13 protein-coding genes and 4 pseudogenes are annotated in these 13,835 nt (G+C 57.2%); 14 read left to right on the top strand and 3 right to left on the bottom strand.

The features are described 5' to 3' along the window. The first annotated feature begins 202 nt into the window (after nt 1-202). The 4 genes from HNQ71_RS31525 (at nt 203) to HNQ71_RS35580 (ending at nt 2,509) form a co-directional block, all read left to right on the top strand. Nucleotides 203-547 carry a DUF4158 domain-containing protein gene (locus HNQ71_RS31525; protein ID WP_210334124.1) on the top strand — a complete coding sequence of 115 codons (345 nt, stop codon included), beginning with the start codon at nt 203-205 and terminating at the stop codon, nt 545-547. 217 nt (nt 548-764) lie between these two features. After that, nucleotides 765-944, top strand: coding sequence for a hypothetical protein (locus tag HNQ71_RS35930; protein ID WP_184877869.1), 180 nt, complete (start codon nt 765-767; stop codon nt 942-944). A 194-nt stretch (nt 945-1,138) separates the two neighbouring features. Continuing rightward, entirely contained in the window at nt 1,139-1,489 is a 351-nt protein-coding gene (locus tag HNQ71_RS31515; RefSeq protein ID WP_184877867.1) for a cupin domain-containing protein, read from the top strand. 885 nt (nt 1,490-2,374) lie between these two features. After that, nucleotides 2,375-2,509: a hypothetical protein gene (locus HNQ71_RS35580; protein ID WP_281391482.1), complete on the top strand. Its 135-nt coding sequence runs from the start codon at nt 2,375-2,377 to the stop codon at nt 2,507-2,509. A gap of 55 nt (nt 2,510-2,564) precedes the next feature. On the opposite strand, the pseudogene HNQ71_RS31510 reads toward HNQ71_RS35580, so the two are convergent. Then, nucleotides 2,565-2,819 (bottom strand): annotated as a pseudogene (locus HNQ71_RS31510) (transposase); the annotation flags it as partial. Between the two features lie 75 nt (nt 2,820-2,894). On the opposite strand from HNQ71_RS31510, the gene HNQ71_RS31505 reads away from it, so the two are divergent. Beyond that, nucleotides 2,895-3,920, top strand: coding sequence for an IS110 family RNA-guided transposase (locus tag HNQ71_RS31505; RefSeq protein WP_184877922.1), 1,026 nt, complete (start codon nt 2,895-2,897; stop codon nt 3,918-3,920). Between the two features lie 261 nt (nt 3,921-4,181). On the opposite strand, the pseudogene HNQ71_RS31500 reads toward HNQ71_RS31505, so the two are convergent. After that, nucleotides 4,182-4,870 (bottom strand): annotated as a pseudogene (locus tag HNQ71_RS31500) (IS630 family transposase); the annotation flags it as partial. Nucleotides 4,871-4,952: 82 nt separating this feature from the next. Between HNQ71_RS31500 and HNQ71_RS35925 the strand changes: the two are divergent. Both HNQ71_RS35925 and HNQ71_RS31490 read left to right on the top strand, forming a co-directional pair. Next, nucleotides 4,953-5,629 (top strand): annotated as a pseudogene (locus HNQ71_RS35925) (Tn3 family transposase); the annotation flags it as partial. After that, nucleotides 5,629-6,002, top strand: a pseudogene (locus HNQ71_RS31490) (recombinase family protein); the annotation flags it as partial. The pseudogenes HNQ71_RS35925 and HNQ71_RS31490, both read left to right, overlap by 1 nt. Before the next feature lie 926 nt (nt 6,003-6,928). Here the strand turns inward: HNQ71_RS31490 and HNQ71_RS31485 are convergent. Next, nucleotides 6,929-7,966 carry an IS110 family RNA-guided transposase gene (locus tag HNQ71_RS31485; protein WP_184877864.1) on the bottom strand — a complete coding sequence of 346 codons (1,038 nt, stop codon included), beginning with the start codon at nt 7,964-7,966 and terminating at the stop codon, nt 6,929-6,931. 336 nt (nt 7,967-8,302) lie between these two features. Between HNQ71_RS31485 and HNQ71_RS31480 the strand changes: the two genes are divergently transcribed. The 7 genes from HNQ71_RS31480 (at nt 8,303) to HNQ71_RS31455 (ending at nt 13,766) form a co-directional block, all read left to right on the top strand. Then, nucleotides 8,303-9,073: an ABC transporter permease gene (locus HNQ71_RS31480; protein ID WP_184877862.1), complete on the top strand. Its 771-nt coding sequence runs from the start codon at nt 8,303-8,305 to the stop codon at nt 9,071-9,073. A 41-nt stretch (nt 9,074-9,114) separates the two neighbouring features. Beyond that, on the top strand, nt 9,115-10,128 hold the full coding sequence (locus HNQ71_RS31475; RefSeq protein ID WP_184877860.1) for an ABC transporter substrate-binding protein: 1,014 nt from the start codon (nt 9,115-9,117) through the stop codon (nt 10,126-10,128). An 81-nt stretch (nt 10,129-10,209) separates the two neighbouring features. Continuing rightward, nucleotides 10,210-11,010: an ABC transporter permease gene (locus tag HNQ71_RS31470; protein WP_184877858.1), complete on the top strand. Its 801-nt coding sequence runs from the start codon at nt 10,210-10,212 to the stop codon at nt 11,008-11,010. Next, nucleotides 11,007-11,864: an ABC transporter ATP-binding protein gene (locus HNQ71_RS31465; protein ID WP_246462217.1), complete on the top strand. Its 858-nt coding sequence runs from the start codon at nt 11,007-11,009 to the stop codon at nt 11,862-11,864. The genes HNQ71_RS31470 and HNQ71_RS31465 overlap by 4 nt, the downstream gene beginning before the upstream one ends. 422 nt (nt 11,865-12,286) lie before the next feature. After that, nucleotides 12,287-12,844: a GNAT family N-acetyltransferase gene (locus tag HNQ71_RS31460; protein WP_184877856.1), complete on the top strand. Its 558-nt coding sequence runs from the start codon at nt 12,287-12,289 to the stop codon at nt 12,842-12,844. Nucleotides 12,845-12,960: 116 nt separating this feature from the next. Then, nucleotides 12,961-13,017 carry a hypothetical protein gene (locus HNQ71_RS35105; protein ID WP_246462224.1) on the top strand — a complete coding sequence of 19 codons (57 nt, stop codon included), beginning with the start codon at nt 12,961-12,963 and terminating at the stop codon, nt 13,015-13,017. Between the two features lie 251 nt (nt 13,018-13,268). After that, nucleotides 13,269-13,766 carry an FAD-dependent oxidoreductase gene (locus HNQ71_RS31455; protein WP_184877918.1) on the top strand — a complete coding sequence of 166 codons (498 nt, stop codon included), beginning with the start codon at nt 13,269-13,271 and terminating at the stop codon, nt 13,764-13,766. Nucleotides 13,767-13,835 lie beyond the last annotated feature (69 nt).

The raw sequence follows: 13,835 nt of genomic DNA, 5'->3' as shown, positions 1-13,835 counted from the left end.
GCTCCGCGGCCCGCTCGATACCAGCGCTCGGCATCACATTTTATAGGCGCAGATGCGGTACGCAGATGCCCATAGCTAATTGGGCCGGTCGGCCCGAAGCTGCGATATAGGCCAAGTTCAAGAACGTTGTGGGAACATGGCGGTTGTGGTTGACGGCGGACTTGGCGGGAATGACGTCCGCTCCGGTAAAAGGAGTGGAGTTATGAGTTTTGGTCTTTCGAGTGGCGATCTAGTCGGGCGCTGGAGCCTGAGCTTTTCCGACATTGATTTTGTGAATGACAAACCGGAGCTGGCGCGGCTGGGACTTGCGGTTCACCTTAAATTCTTCACCGCGCACGGCTTCTTTGTGCAGGATCATGCGGCGATCCCCGCCGATGGTGTTTTGTATCTGGCCGAGCTACTCGGCCTCGAAGCTGAAGCCGTGAACCACTATGATTTCTCCGACGGCACCGCCCGCCGACATTGTGCAGAAATTTTACAGCACCTCGGCTTTCGGCGTCTGAAGCGGGTAGATCGAGAGCAACAGACGTCTTGGATCGCAAAGTGATCTGTGCCCGACCGGGCAGTCGGTTAGCGCCATCCAGTAGCAGAAACGCGGATCGAGTTGACAGTGAATGGAACAACGGTATAAATGGAACATCTTTCCATAACCAAAAGGCTGGTGTTGTGGCTAGTTTTGTAGATGGTCCCTCCTCGTCAAAATGTCGCTCTATCAAACTTGATGGCAGATGCACATTTGGTTTGCGCCGGAGGCATTTTCGGCAATGGGCGAAAAGGTCGAGGACCGCATCGAGATGCTGGGGGGCCAGCTGGAGAACGTGCCGATCAAGATGCTGATCCTTACCTCAGGCTCTGAGCTCGCCAATGCAGAACCGGTCAGCCCGCTCGATTTCGTCCGCACCATTGCGCGCCTCCCGATGCCGCCACGCGTCGCACCAAAATGAGAGACGAGATGCAAGGCACTTTGCTTCTTTGCCGGGGCAACTCCATGTGTGTCAGCGACATGCTGCTGACGGGGGATAATTCCGACGAGGATCATAGCGCAGCGCTCTTCCGGCGGCTCGGCTTGAAGCCGAGCCTTGCGTGCACGCGGGCCTAATCGGCAATATGCAACCATCAAACGAGAGCGAGGAACAAGATGAATTACGTTGAAAAGCTACGCGATATCGCAGCCATTGAGCCCGTGACCACGGATCTCAAAGGTTGGGTCATTGTCGAAGGTACGCCCTCGATGAAGACCTGGGTGCAGCACAAATCTAACGACGGCGACATGGTCTCCGGTTACTGGGAGGCAACTCCTGGCACCTATCATGCTACCTATGCGGAATATGAATTCGTCCACATCATGGAAGGCAAGCTGACGATCACGCCGGACGGCGGAGCGTCCGTCGTCCTCGGCCCGGGCGACGCCTTCGTCGTCGAACCGGGTTTCAAAGGTCTGTGGAAGATCGAAGAGACTATCCGCAAGCATTTCTGCAGTAAGGTCTGAGGAACGCGACGGCAAGCGGCCGGAGTGGTCCTGGCCGCTTGCCACCTTTATGCGCCGTGCTATGACATCAGATGTTTGTTCCCCCGTCGGTGTATTGCGACGGTTCTATCACGATTGATACTCACTTCTGCCGTGAACTCTAATATGCCGAGATCTGGAACAAGAGATCAGCGACGCGGCCGGGTGCAGTCATCGCTGGCAGCTTGGCGTCGAGTGGCGGCGTGAACCAGTATGATTACTCCGGCCGGACTGCGCGCCGGCATTGTGCTGAGATTTTGCGATATTTCGGCTTTCGACGCCTGAACGGTCCGATTGGCAAGAGCTGACATTATGGATCGCTGGCGAACTGTGTCCGACCGGGCAATCGGTGGGCGCCATGCTCGAGCAGGTTTTTACTGTGGTGCCGGGACCGTTGTATAGACGGCCCTTCGCACAAGGAACTGGAACGCCTGGTGCGATCGTAACGGCAACATTATCTCGACAACTCGTTGACCCGGGTTGAGCGCTCGCCTTTCAGCAAGCACGGTCGCATTGCTGGAAGTTTCTATTGCCGAGGCAAATGGCCAGACCGGCTTCAATACGATGAGGTGATGCTGGCCAAGCGTCGCTCGACAACATCCTCAGCATGACAGCGAAACTTGCCTTCATTCATAAACTTGATCTGCCACGTGATATCTTGCCGACGACCGGCAAGGCATGGGTGGAACAGATTGTCCGCCGTGTCGCCGGCGAAAAGGCCTGGGAGATGCGGCGGCACGCGCGGGCCAGACAAAATAGGCCTCTATGAGATTTATCTGTCGCGGGAAGCGCAACTTACAGACGCCATGGTCGATCTGCTGATCGAGACGGTCCAACTAAGATCGGCACGCGCTCGAAACGAAGGTAGTGGGCGATATCGCCGAGGATATCGAGCGGGTCCATGGCAAGGAAAGATTGCTGGTTGAGAATGCCAGCGCTTCGCCCGACGAGCCCGCGGGGCGCGTCTGCGATGTCATTTTCCCGATCGTCGGCAAGGACTAGCCGGCGGCGATCGTCAGGGAGAGTCAGGCGAAAGGGGCTCTAGAGCACGTCCTGTTTAATCCGGTTCATATCCTGCGGCTTTGAAGTAGTTGGCACATTCGGCTGGGGTGAAGAGGTCGACGACCGCGCCGACCGCGTCCCACAGAGCCTTGATGGTTCTCTCGGCCTTTGCTCGCAGCAGCGCCTTGAGTTTGGCGAAGGCGTTCTCAATCGGATTGAAGTCGGGACTGTAGGGCGGCAGGTAGAGCAGGCTCGCGCCTGCGGCCTCAATCGCGTCGCGCACGCCGGCGGCCTTGTGGGCGGGCAGGTTGATGGGGTGGACGCCCCCTGACGGCATCGCTGTGCCAAAGTGGTGTCGTTGATCATCACTTGAACGGAGGCGTCCATGTCGGAAGTTAGCATAGTCGGATTGGATCTGGCGAAGAACGTGTTCCAAGCGCACGGGTCGGATGCGTTAGGAGCCGTGCTGTTCAGGAAGAAGCTTCGCCGCGATCACGTACTTCGGTTCCTCGCCGCTCAGCCGGCCTGCACGGTTGCCATGGAGGCATGTGCGGGCAGCCACTATTGGGCACGGGAGATTGCGAAGCTGGGACATGACGTTCGGCTGATCGCCCCTGGCTACGTCAAGCCTTTCGTGAAGCGGCAGAAGAACGATGCCGCCGACGCCGAAGCAATCTGCGAAGCAGCCCAGAGGCCCACCATGCGGTTCGTAGCGGCAAAGAGCGAGGAGCAGCAGGCTGCGGCGATTGTGTTTCGTGTTCGCGATCTCGTGGTTCGCCAGCGGACCCAGACGATCAATGCGATACGAGGCCATCTTGCCGAATTCGGGCTGGTGGCTGCGCAGGGCCTCTTCCATGTCGCCAAGCTTGTCGCGGCGATTGAGGACACAGATTCTGCCATCCCCGAAGCCGCCCGCCCGATCCTGTCTCTGCTCGTCGAACAACTCCGCTCCCTGGATGAGAAGGTAGCTGTGCTTGACCGCGAGATTGCCCGGCGCGCCAGGGATGATGCGGACACCAGGCGATTGATGACCATCCCGGGCGTAGGACCGATCACCGCGACGGCTGTTGCCGCGTTGGCTCCGTCGGCCCAGACCTTCAAGAGAGGCCGCGACTTCGCTGCATGGCTCGGCCTCACGCCGCTGCAACGTTCCTCGGGCGGCAAGCAGAAGCTCGGCGAGACGTCCCGAATGGGCGAGCGGACTTTGCGCCGGCTGCTGATCATCGGGGCCAGCGCCACCGTGCGCTGGGCGATGCGCAAAGGCGCGGCAGCAGATCCTTGGCTCTCCCAGATGCTGAGCCGCAAACCGCCCATGCTGGTGATCATCGCCCTGGCCAACAAGACGGCGCGCATCGTGTGGGCGTTGATGGCCAAGGGCGGGACCTACCGGGCACCGGCTTTGGCAGGGTAGTCCGCTCCCCAGGCGGGCCGCCAAAGTGTGAGAAGGTCGAACGGAGAGTATGGCGCTACGGTCAATGAGACGGGATCGGGAAAACCAGATCATGGATACGCGCCTTGAGCGCGCCAGATTGTTTTGGACCCGCTCCGCGAACTCCCATACAGGCCCGCGGCATGTGACAGCCGCAACAGAGGCCGGACACATGTCAGCACCCGACCACGCTCCGCGCTCTTCAAAAAGATTCTTCTTGCACCAACGGGGGCGTCCACACATGTCCATGACGACTACGTCGCCCTCCGACAATGTCGGGACCAGCACCTGCTCGACATAGGCTAGGAACACGTTGCCGTTCATGGCGCCGTCGTAGACGAAGGGCGCAGTCATGCCCGTCAGCCGCAGCGCTCCGGTGAAGGTCGTGGTCTTCCAGTGGCCATGCGGCACGCCGGCCCGGCAGCGCTCGCCGCGCGGCGCTCTTCCACGCAGGCGGGCCATCTTTGTGGAGAGGCCGGTCTCATCGATGAACACGAGCTTCGCCGGATCGAGATCGAGCTGGCCGTCGAACCAGTCCCGGCGCCGCTTCAGGATGTCGGGGCGATCCTGCTCCAGTGCGTGCGCGGACTTTTTTTGAATGTCCAGCCGTGGCCGCGAAGCCAGGCGCTCAAGGCGCTGCGGCTGATCCGCACCGACTGCTCGGCGACGAGCCGCTCCACCATCTCGTTCAGCGTGATGTCCTTGCGCTCCTCGATCAGCCCGACGATGAAGGCTTCATGCGCATCGAGGCTGGAGGCGCGGCGGCGGCCCTGCGGGCGTGGCGCCAGTTCGCCGATCTTCGCCCGCGCAATCCAGCGCATCGCGCTGGACACTCCCACGCCGAACCGCGCCGCCGCTTGCCGCGCCGACATGCCCTCGTCCGAAGCCTTCAAGACCCGCGACCGAAGATCCCCGCTCAATGCTCTTCCCATCGTCCACCTCCATCGAGGTGGATGTTGAATCAGCACAAAACGCAGCCGTCACATCACAATCGATTCATCGATCACAGGACGTGCTCTAGACCGGCGCATATATAAGGTGATGCGGTCGTCCTGGGCCAATCATTACCGGCGGATGCTGCCCAGCCTGCTTTCGGTTCTAGAATTCCAGTCGAACAACACCGTCTGGCGTCCGGTTCTGGCGGCGCTGGATTGGATCAGGAGCAAGGTGGATGATGGCTGCCGGTTGTGCCGATGGAGGATGTGCCGATTGACGCGGTTATTCCGGCCAGAGGGCGCAGTTCGGTCATCGATGACGATGGCCGTGTGAACCGGATCAGCTACGAGCTTTGCGTCCTCACCCAGTTGCGTGACCGCATCCGCTCCAAGGAGATCTGGGTTGTCGGCGCGGACCGCTATCGGAACCCTGACGACGATCTTCCCAAGGACTTCGAAATCCGTCGTGACGCCTATTACACAGGCCTCAACCTGCCGGACGCGCGGGCGTTCACAGCCAGCATCCGCCAGGCGCTTGAGCATTAGTTGTTGCTTCTGAACGAAACGATCCCACGAAACGACAAGGTCCGGCTGCTGTGGCGTGGCGAAAGCCGCATATCGATCACGCCGTTCAAGCCTCTGCCGGAACCGAAGGGGGTTGAAGCGATCAAACTATCGGCGTCGAGAGTTGCCTGTCGCGCGAGGCGTTGGATCGGCGGCTTCTGCTGTGCCTTTGGTCTCGGCACGAATGCCGGATGACCATTCTCGACTTCATGCATGCTTGCGAAACTCTTGTCATCACCCGCATCGACCGGCTGGCCAGATCGCTGCGCGATCTTCAGGTAATAGCCGACCGGCTCGAGGCTACCGAGCAACCCGTCGATACCTCCACAGCCGCCGGCAAGGCGTTCTTCGACATGCTCGGCGTCTTCGCGCAGTCGAAACCAACCTGCGGCGCGAGCGGCATGCTGAAGGTATCCCCGCAGCCAGGAAACGTGGCATCTACAAAGGGCACCCACCGAAGATTGATCGCGCAGAAATCCTTCGCCTGCAACAGGTCAGGGACCCAGCAAGATCGCCGCGATCTCGGCATATCGCGCGGCAGGTCCGCAAAGGTGTTTCCGAATGAGCAAGGCAAACCGCATCACCCGTTTGACGTCGAGCGTATCCCGATCGCCGCGGCTTCAAGTTTACCGCCGACAATGTAGCCATGCTGCTCAAAGCTCACGCCAAACCCTGATGTTCACCAATCGTTCTTCAACTTCGCCAAAATCCCAGCTTCGAGCCGACAGGGCCAAATTTGAGCAAGACCCGCGTGCTAGGCCGTCTCGGCGTTTGAAGTCATTGACGACCGGAGCGCTTTGAGTCGCGCGCGCTTTTCAACGCCGCCGACTTCATCGGAGTAGGCACGTCAACCAGTCCGTCTGACACCCCTTCACCCAACACACCACAGAGCCGGTGCCGCCGACGATCCTGCGCACCGAGGGCACCTATGTCGAGGTGCGCGACGGCAAGCGCACGCTCGAAGCGATTTCCTGCTGGTGGGGTCATCGTCCACGGGCATCGCGATGACCGAGCCCAGACCTTCGTACTTTCAAGCTCTCACGCAGCTAACCCATCGCGCTGCATGCCGAAGTCGACACCCGGAAACGACGAGCCCGGGACGGAACGCTTGGCTCTCCTGTAGCGGGTGCAGGCGGAGAAGGTTGCACGGTTAAGCAGGAAACCATTTCGACGGTGCGCGCACGAAGGTACCATTGCCGCGCTCGACCAAAGCGCCGGAAATTTAGACTATTCTTCTGTAACGGGCCTCCCCGAGTCAATCCCTTATGAGCTTAATCCCTCGCCGAGTGCTTGCTTCTGTCCGCAGTCGATGCTGAGCCGCTGCTGTATGGGGTCTGCTGAGGACCGGCTGGCCAATCTAGTGACGCGCAGTCACCTGAGTGCTGCTTCTAAGTCTGCGGCCTAACCCATCCATCGTCCCGGCGAAGGGACCTTGCTCCGGAGGGCTGATGGTATGGCCCGCCCGAAACGTCTTGTGTTGTCTCCTTCCGGTCAAGAGGCCATGGCTGGCGCTGACTTGTGGGGAATGAAGGTGGTTTTATCCCTGAGCATGCAGTGCAACACCACCGCCAGTTTGCGGGCTAGCGCAACGCGCGCCTTTCTGGGCCCCGCACGTCTGGCGACCGCCAGCGCCCAGCTCTTCAAATGCGACGCCTTCACGGAGCGCGTCAGTATGACGTTGGCCGCCTCATAGAGCGCGGTTCGTACGCCCACATCGCCGTTCTTCGAGATGCGACCGCTATAATCGGTCTCGCCCGATTGGTACTTCTTCGGCGTCAATCCGAAATGCGGCCCGACCGCTCGTGATGATCGGAAGCGCTCGGGAGCGTCGACGGCCGACGCGAATGTCAGCGCGACCAGAACGCCAACGCCAGGCGTCGTCATCAACCGACGTGCCTTGTCGTCCTGACGGGCCATGCTACGTAGCTTGCGTTCAAAACCTGCAAACTCGTTTGTAAGCGCGTCGCGCACCTTCAACAGCGACGCGGCAATCGCTTCCAGTGTCGGATGACCTTCAATCAACTCGCGGATCCGTGCCGCATAGGTGCGCCGCGTGGTCGGCCCTACCTTGAGGCCGAAGCCGCGCAGAATGCCTCGGATGCTCATCTCGATGTCGTGAAGCTTTCCCTGGATCAGCTTGCGTGCCGTCAGCAGCGCTCGCACCTCCTGGGCCGGAAGGGATTTGCAGTGAACCGGTCTGAACCAACCAAGCCGCATCAACTGCGCGATCCCTCGCGCGTCCTTCTTATCGGTCTTCACCGGCATCGTCTTGAAGGCCGTACGCACGTGGCGCGTCTCGATCAGTTCGATCGCCAGACCCGCCTTTGCCATCCCGGCATGGAGCCATTGCGACAAGGGTCCGGCCTCAAGACCGATCCGCTCCAGGGCCACGCCATGCTCACCAAACCAGGCGATCAGCGCATCGGGCTCGCTGAGCACCTTTGCTTCACGTACGATGCGGCCATCCGCATCCACCACGCACACACTCGAGTATTCCAATGATACGTCGATGCCGGCATACTGTTTCATGGTCGTCTCTCCGTGATGCTATGGAGCAGGCCACTCCTGACTCCGCGACACCATCATTGTGAGGGACGACCACCAGCCTTTCAAATCTGGCTGGCTGGGCATCGCCCGTTACACCATCTAGTGCGCCGTCGGCCGGCATGAAGACCTCGACGTCTACCGCCCGCTGGAAGGTCGAGACCTACTCGCCTAGATCGTGCAACCATCCTTTAGCGGCAGAGGCCAATCTCTCTTTTTCCGACATCGCGCAGTCAGGATTCGATTGACTCATGCGAAAACATAACGTATCTGAAATGGCGTTCCATATGATTATGCGTTCCAATTGAGATGGGAGCTCGGATGGGGAAGCTTTTTAAGCGGACGGCCACCCTGCCAGACTGGCTAATCGCATTCATTTGGCTTTCGATCCTCGCTGCGATTTGGTCGGGGGCTGTTCGATTCCTAAAAATTCCGGACTACATCCTTCCGGGTCCTGAGCAAGTTGTCGGCTTTATCAGCTCTAAGCCCGGTTATTTGCTGGCCAGCACCGCCTCCACGCTTACTGTAATAGCCGTCGGTTTTTGCTGCGGAGTCGCCGCCGCCGTTCCGGTAGGGTTCTTACTGGGGAAAGTAAGGTGGCTGGAACGAGCGCTCTATCCGTTCGTTGCATTCTTGCAGGGTATGCCGCTGATCTCAGTCATCCCGGTCTTGATTATCTGGTTTGGATACGGACTAGTTCCGACGTCAATCCTAGTTGGTTTCAGCGTTTTCTTTCCGGTTTTGGTGAACGCAATTGCGGGGATAAAAAACGTTCCCGATCGTCTTTATTTCGTGACACGAACCATGGGCGCCAACCCGCTGCAGACCTTTCGATATGTCGATTGGCCCACGACACTTCCCTATCTGATGAGCGCTGCTCGCATCGCATTAGCGATTGCCACTACTGTTGCGGTCGTAAGTGAGTTCCTCGCAGCGAATGACGGGCTGGGATATGTGGCGCTAATTGGGTCTCGGCACAGAGACACTGTGCAAGTAATTGCAGTCGTGGTGATAACGGCTCTCGTCGGCGTCCTGCTCAACACAATCAGTCTGCTTTTGGAGCGGAAGCTAATGCGGAAATACCGCGACTAAGCGGAGTATATCAACCAGAAAGCTCATCAATGGAGGATAGAATGGTGATGCAAAAATACCTAAAGAGTTGTCTGCGCATGGTTGGAGCTGGGTGTCTAGCTGTAGCTCTTACGAACTCCCCAGCGATGGGAGCAGAAAAACTGAAAGTAACTCTTAACTGGACTCCAGGCAATTCGGATATTGGAATTCAGTATGCTGATGCTCTGGGCTATTATAAGGAAGCCGGCATCGACCTTGAGATAGAGCCCGGAAAAGGCTCGGGAACGACGTCACAGCTCGTCGCAGCCGGCAGCACCGACGTCGGACTTGCCAACGCGGCATCCGCTATCTCAATTGCAGCGAAGGGGGCTCCGATCAAAATCATCGCGCCTATTTACCAGTCGCCGGCTTGGGGGATTATCTCACTTGAGGATACACCCATCTCACGTCCAAAGGACTTGGAAGGAAAAACCATCGCTATACCGCCCGGGGCCGCAGATATCCCCCTCTTCGAGACGATGGTTAAGGTCAATGGGGTCGATAGGTCCAAGATCAACGTTCTTTCGGCCGATGCTGCAGCCTTTATCGGTCTTTTGGCCGAGAAGAAGGTTGATGCCGTTTCGGCAGCAGCCGGCGACGTGATGATCCCGCTCGAAACCAAGGGCGTCAAAACGAAGGCAATGTGGTACAAGGATTACGGCGCACCTATCGTGGGGCTGAGCCTTATCGCTCGGGAGGACAAGCTCAAAAAGAATCCTGATCTTTATAAGAGGTTTGTTGATGCGACCCTCAGAGGGATGTCTGCAGTTATTAAGAACCCGGAGGCCGCCGTCGACGCGCTTCGGTCGAGGAATCCCGATGCCCAGCCGAAATCGGACCTAATGGAGGAACTGACGAAATACGAAATCGTCAACATATGCGGCCCTGGCGCTTCTGGTTTGGGGAAGCCGTCTGCCGACGTATGGAAGGTTACCGGCGAGGTTTTAACCCAGACCTTGGGGTCGCTCGGGGATGGCGGCATCGAAACGAAATACACTGAGGACTACCTTCCCGCTCAGCTTCCTCCCTGTCCCTAACCTGGGGAACGACAATGGTGGCGCCAGGTTACCGTGGCGCTACCGACCTTTGGAGTGGTTACGACAAGAAGCAGGATAATGATGTCCAACGTGTTCGCCGAGACTACGAGACCTCCTCGACCGCATTTAGCGAAAGGGATCGAACAGATCGTCCCTCCGGCATTGATTTTGATCGCGTTTGTGGTTGCTTGGGAGTTCAGCAGTGTCTGGTTCGGTATTCCAAAATACCTTTTTCCAGCGCCAAGCGACTTCATCGGCAAATTCGTTACTGATCGGAGCGTCATCGCTTACCATTTTGCAGCCACCGGATATGTAGCGGTAGTCGGTTTCGCTGCCGCGACGTTGATTGCGATCCCGCTGGGACTGGCAATTGCCTCGTATTCTTCACTGAGACGCAGTTTGTTTCCATTAATCGTGTTTTTTGAAATCATCCCAAAAACGATCACTGCTCCCCTCTTGATCGTCTGGTTTGGCTTCGGTTTCGCGCCCCGCATCGGATTGGTGGTCATCATGACGTTCTTTCCGATATTGGTTAACAGCATCGCTGGGTTCTCGTCTCTCAATCCGCGCCTGCATTTAATCACAAAATCAATGGGTGCCAACTCATGGCAGACTTTTCGTTTCATCCGATTTCCAAGCGCAATGCCGTATATCTTTTCGGGCATGAAGATCGGAATGGTCTATGCGGTCACGGCCTGCATAACGGCGGAATTCATTGGTGCAAACGAAGGTCTCGAAGTTATGATACTGACAGCGTCGAGCTATATGGACATCAGCCTCATGTTCGCAGGAGTAATTGCGACGGCCATGCTCGCGATGTTGTTGACCGGTATGTTGCTCGGTCTGGAAAAGGCGATGATGCCCTGGAGGAGGGATCAATGAGCGAATTAGGTGCTTTGGCCAAAGGAACGGTAGCGCGGATGAATTTCCCTAATATTCAAAACGTACGGTCCCTCAATGTCGCGCAAGAAAAGAGCGGCTCTATTGTTGCATCGGATGTTTCTAAGTCGTTTGGAGAATTCGAGGCGTTAGGCCCTGTCTCTGTCGAAATCGGCGAAGGTGAGTTCGTGAGTATTCTCGGGCCATCCGGGTGTGGCAAAAGCACTCTGATGTTAATGATTGCGGGTTTGTTGAAGCCAACGAGAGGGTCCATCGCGGTCAACGGAAGAATTCTAACAAAGCCGATGACTGACGTCGGTATTGTCTTTCAGGATCATCTGCTTCTTGAATTCCGAACTGCTTTCGAAAACGTTCTTCTTCAGCAAGAAATTCGAGGGCTCGACCGCGCCGCAACCGAAAAGCGCGCTAGGGAACTGTTCAAAAAACTTGGACTATTTGGCGTAGAGACACGATACCCGCGCCAACTGTCCGGTGGCATGCAGCAGCGTGTCTCTATTGCACGTTCGTTGGTTCATGACCCCTCTGTCCTGCTCATGGACGAGCCGTTTGGTGCCCTAGATGCGATCTCGAGGACGCAGATAAGGCACGATCTCGAGATGCTTTGGATAGAAACGCGCAAGAGTGTTCTGTTCATCACTCACTCGATCGAGGAGGCAATCGGCTTATCGGACCGGGTTCTGGTGATGTCAAATTCGCCTGGAAGAGTGGTTAAGGAAATTCGGATTGATCTACCGCGCCCACGGCCGGCCTATCTGGGCCAATATCCAGAATTCTCCGCATATGCGGACGAGATCTACAAGACATTCGAAGAGCTTGGAGTCTACCACTTTAAATGAGACTGAGTGGGGTTGTTGCGGCCTTCCGGGAGTACGATCTCCCCGTGCAGCCAAGCGGCGCCGTAACCGCGCAGCTGAGGCCACTCTGGCCCTCGTTCTTCATCGTAGCGAAGGTCGTTTGCGGCCTGGGGTGTTCGCAAAGCGAAGCGGGCAGGCGCAACACAGCGAGTGGCAAACTCAGAGAGCTGGCCATCAGGCTTCTCCTGCCGAAAGATCATTTGCCGATCGGTTGGACTTCGGTGCCTGCTTGCAGACGGTTAGGTGCGGCGGCATGCAGAAGATGGGCAACTTTGGACCTGCCATGCTGTTGGTTCCGCTTGGACTGGCTGCTTGGATTCTGGCTTTAATTCACGAGGCCACCATCAAATTAGCTGCTCAACTGGAGCTCCGACTAACATCTCCAGCGTAAGGGAAAATCAACTATGGAACTCCAAACCGAACGCTTGCTGCTGCGTAAATGGAGAGATGAGGACGTCGAACTGATCGTTCGGCTAGTTGAAGAGCCAAACGCTGGAAAGTATCTGACGGAGTTTAGCAATCGAGAAAAGATCTACGAATGGATAAAGGCCGAACGTGATGGCTTCGAAAGACATGGTTATGGCCTTTTTGCGATAGAGCGCTTAGAATCTGCCGGTTTCATCGGCTTCTGCGGGTTAGTCAACGTAGGATATCAAGCACATTTTACACCGGCGGTTGAAATGTATTGGCGGATTCATCCAGACTATTGGGGACATGGATATGCAACCGAAGCAGCCGCTGCCCTAGCCGCCTACGGTTTCGAAAAGTTGAAGTTGAACCAAATTGTGGCCATTGCTGCGGTAGAGAACGTTGCCTCCCGCCGGGTTATGGAGCGCATGGGGATGTCCCACGATCCAGGAGACGACTTTGACCATCCACTCAAAGCCGTCGGTGATCCTTTGCGGCGACAAGTTCTTTACAGGATCAACCCTCGGGAGTGGCACAGAAGACGCAAGCTGTAGCTTCATGTCGCGTCACGGCTTGACATTGCTGAGCGAGATGTGGCGCGGCCTGGCGCTGCTTTGGCTGATGCTGAGCTTTGATTTGGGATGTGACAGATCGGCTGTATCAGAAGGGGATGATTGCAGACCCTGTAAGAAAGGCGAAGTCCTTGATCCTGACGGATGAGCGCTGACGGCCGTCATCCAGGAGGCTAACATCCATGGCATCTCAACACGCTCCGTCGACGACCTTGTCAAGGCGATCAGTGCGCGACACGGTCCATTTCCCAGGCATGAATTACAGCCTACAGCCTTCAGAGAAATCAATTGCAAGCGGTGACGCGTCGTACTAAGTGGAATGTAATTCTATTATTTGACGTTCGAGGCAAAAACACTGCGCACTGAAGATTTCGGGAGGGGTGGGAGCATTTTGGAAAATAATCAAGTGAGGACCCGAAGCGCCGTAGGGGCCGGCGACACCTCTAAAGTTGCAGTTATTATTGTTGGTGGTGGTGGATCCGGGCTATTCGCTGCAGTCGAAGCAGCTGAGATGGGACGTCGCGTACTCGTCCTTGAAAAAAATCCCGGACCCGGGGGAACCACCAACTGGGCTATAGGTTCGCTCTCATCGAGCGGATCTCCAATGCAGGCTGCTATCGGTGTGCATGATACGCCAGAGGCTCACTACGAGGACATGGCAAAGTTTCACGGAAAACTGCTAGCACGTGACAATCCAGATCTGCGTAGGGCGTTTGTGGAAAAGGCCGCGCTGCGGCGCTTCAGGAAATTCATGAATTGTCGCTCTCAAGTGATGCAGCGAAGCTGCCTTTGCAGCCGAAGGGTTCCTTGGCGGATCAATGAAAGGCAATGGCCCCTTTTGGTACCGAACCAATTGTCGCCAGAGGACACGACACGAGTGCCGGTTGGCGCCAGCCAGAGATAATCCGAATTCTAAGGTGAATGGGCCTTAGTGCGGCCGCTTGGGCTCTCAACGAGGAGAACTCAACATCGT

It is taken from the genome of Mesorhizobium sangaii (assembly GCF_014207355.1).
GTDB lineage: Bacteria > Pseudomonadota > Alphaproteobacteria > Rhizobiales > Rhizobiaceae > Mesorhizobium > Mesorhizobium sangaii.
The sequence above is the reverse complement of the archived record's forward strand: the minus strand, read 5'-3'. Positions and strand labels throughout refer to the sequence as shown.

What these genes read in the sequence shown, in the direction of transcription:
- HNQ71_RS31525 (WP_210334124.1), top strand. Translation starts at nt 203, where the DNA reads ATGAGTTTTGGTCTTTCGAGTGGCGATCTAGTCGGGCGCTGGAGCCTG.
- HNQ71_RS35930 (WP_184877869.1), top strand. Translation starts at nt 765, where the DNA reads ATGGGCGAAAAGGTCGAGGACCGCATCGAGATGCTGGGGGGCCAGCTG.
- HNQ71_RS31515 (WP_184877867.1), top strand. Translation starts at nt 1,139, where the DNA reads ATGAATTACGTTGAAAAGCTACGCGATATCGCAGCCATTGAGCCCGTG.
- HNQ71_RS31505 (WP_184877922.1), top strand. Translation starts at nt 2,895, where the DNA reads ATGTCGGAAGTTAGCATAGTCGGATTGGATCTGGCGAAGAACGTGTTC.
- HNQ71_RS31485 (WP_184877864.1), bottom strand. Translation starts at nt 7,966, where the DNA reads ATGAAACAGTATGCCGGCATCGACGTATCATTGGAATACTCGAGTGTG.
- HNQ71_RS31480 (WP_184877862.1), top strand. Translation starts at nt 8,303, where the DNA reads ATGGGGAAGCTTTTTAAGCGGACGGCCACCCTGCCAGACTGGCTAATC.
- HNQ71_RS31475 (WP_184877860.1), top strand. Translation starts at nt 9,115, where the DNA reads ATGGTGATGCAAAAATACCTAAAGAGTTGTCTGCGCATGGTTGGAGCT.
- HNQ71_RS31470 (WP_184877858.1), top strand. Translation starts at nt 10,210, where the DNA reads ATGTCCAACGTGTTCGCCGAGACTACGAGACCTCCTCGACCGCATTTA.
- HNQ71_RS31465 (WP_246462217.1), top strand. Translation starts at nt 11,007, where the DNA reads ATGAGCGAATTAGGTGCTTTGGCCAAAGGAACGGTAGCGCGGATGAAT.
- HNQ71_RS31460 (WP_184877856.1), top strand. Translation starts at nt 12,287, where the DNA reads ATGGAACTCCAAACCGAACGCTTGCTGCTGCGTAAATGGAGAGATGAG.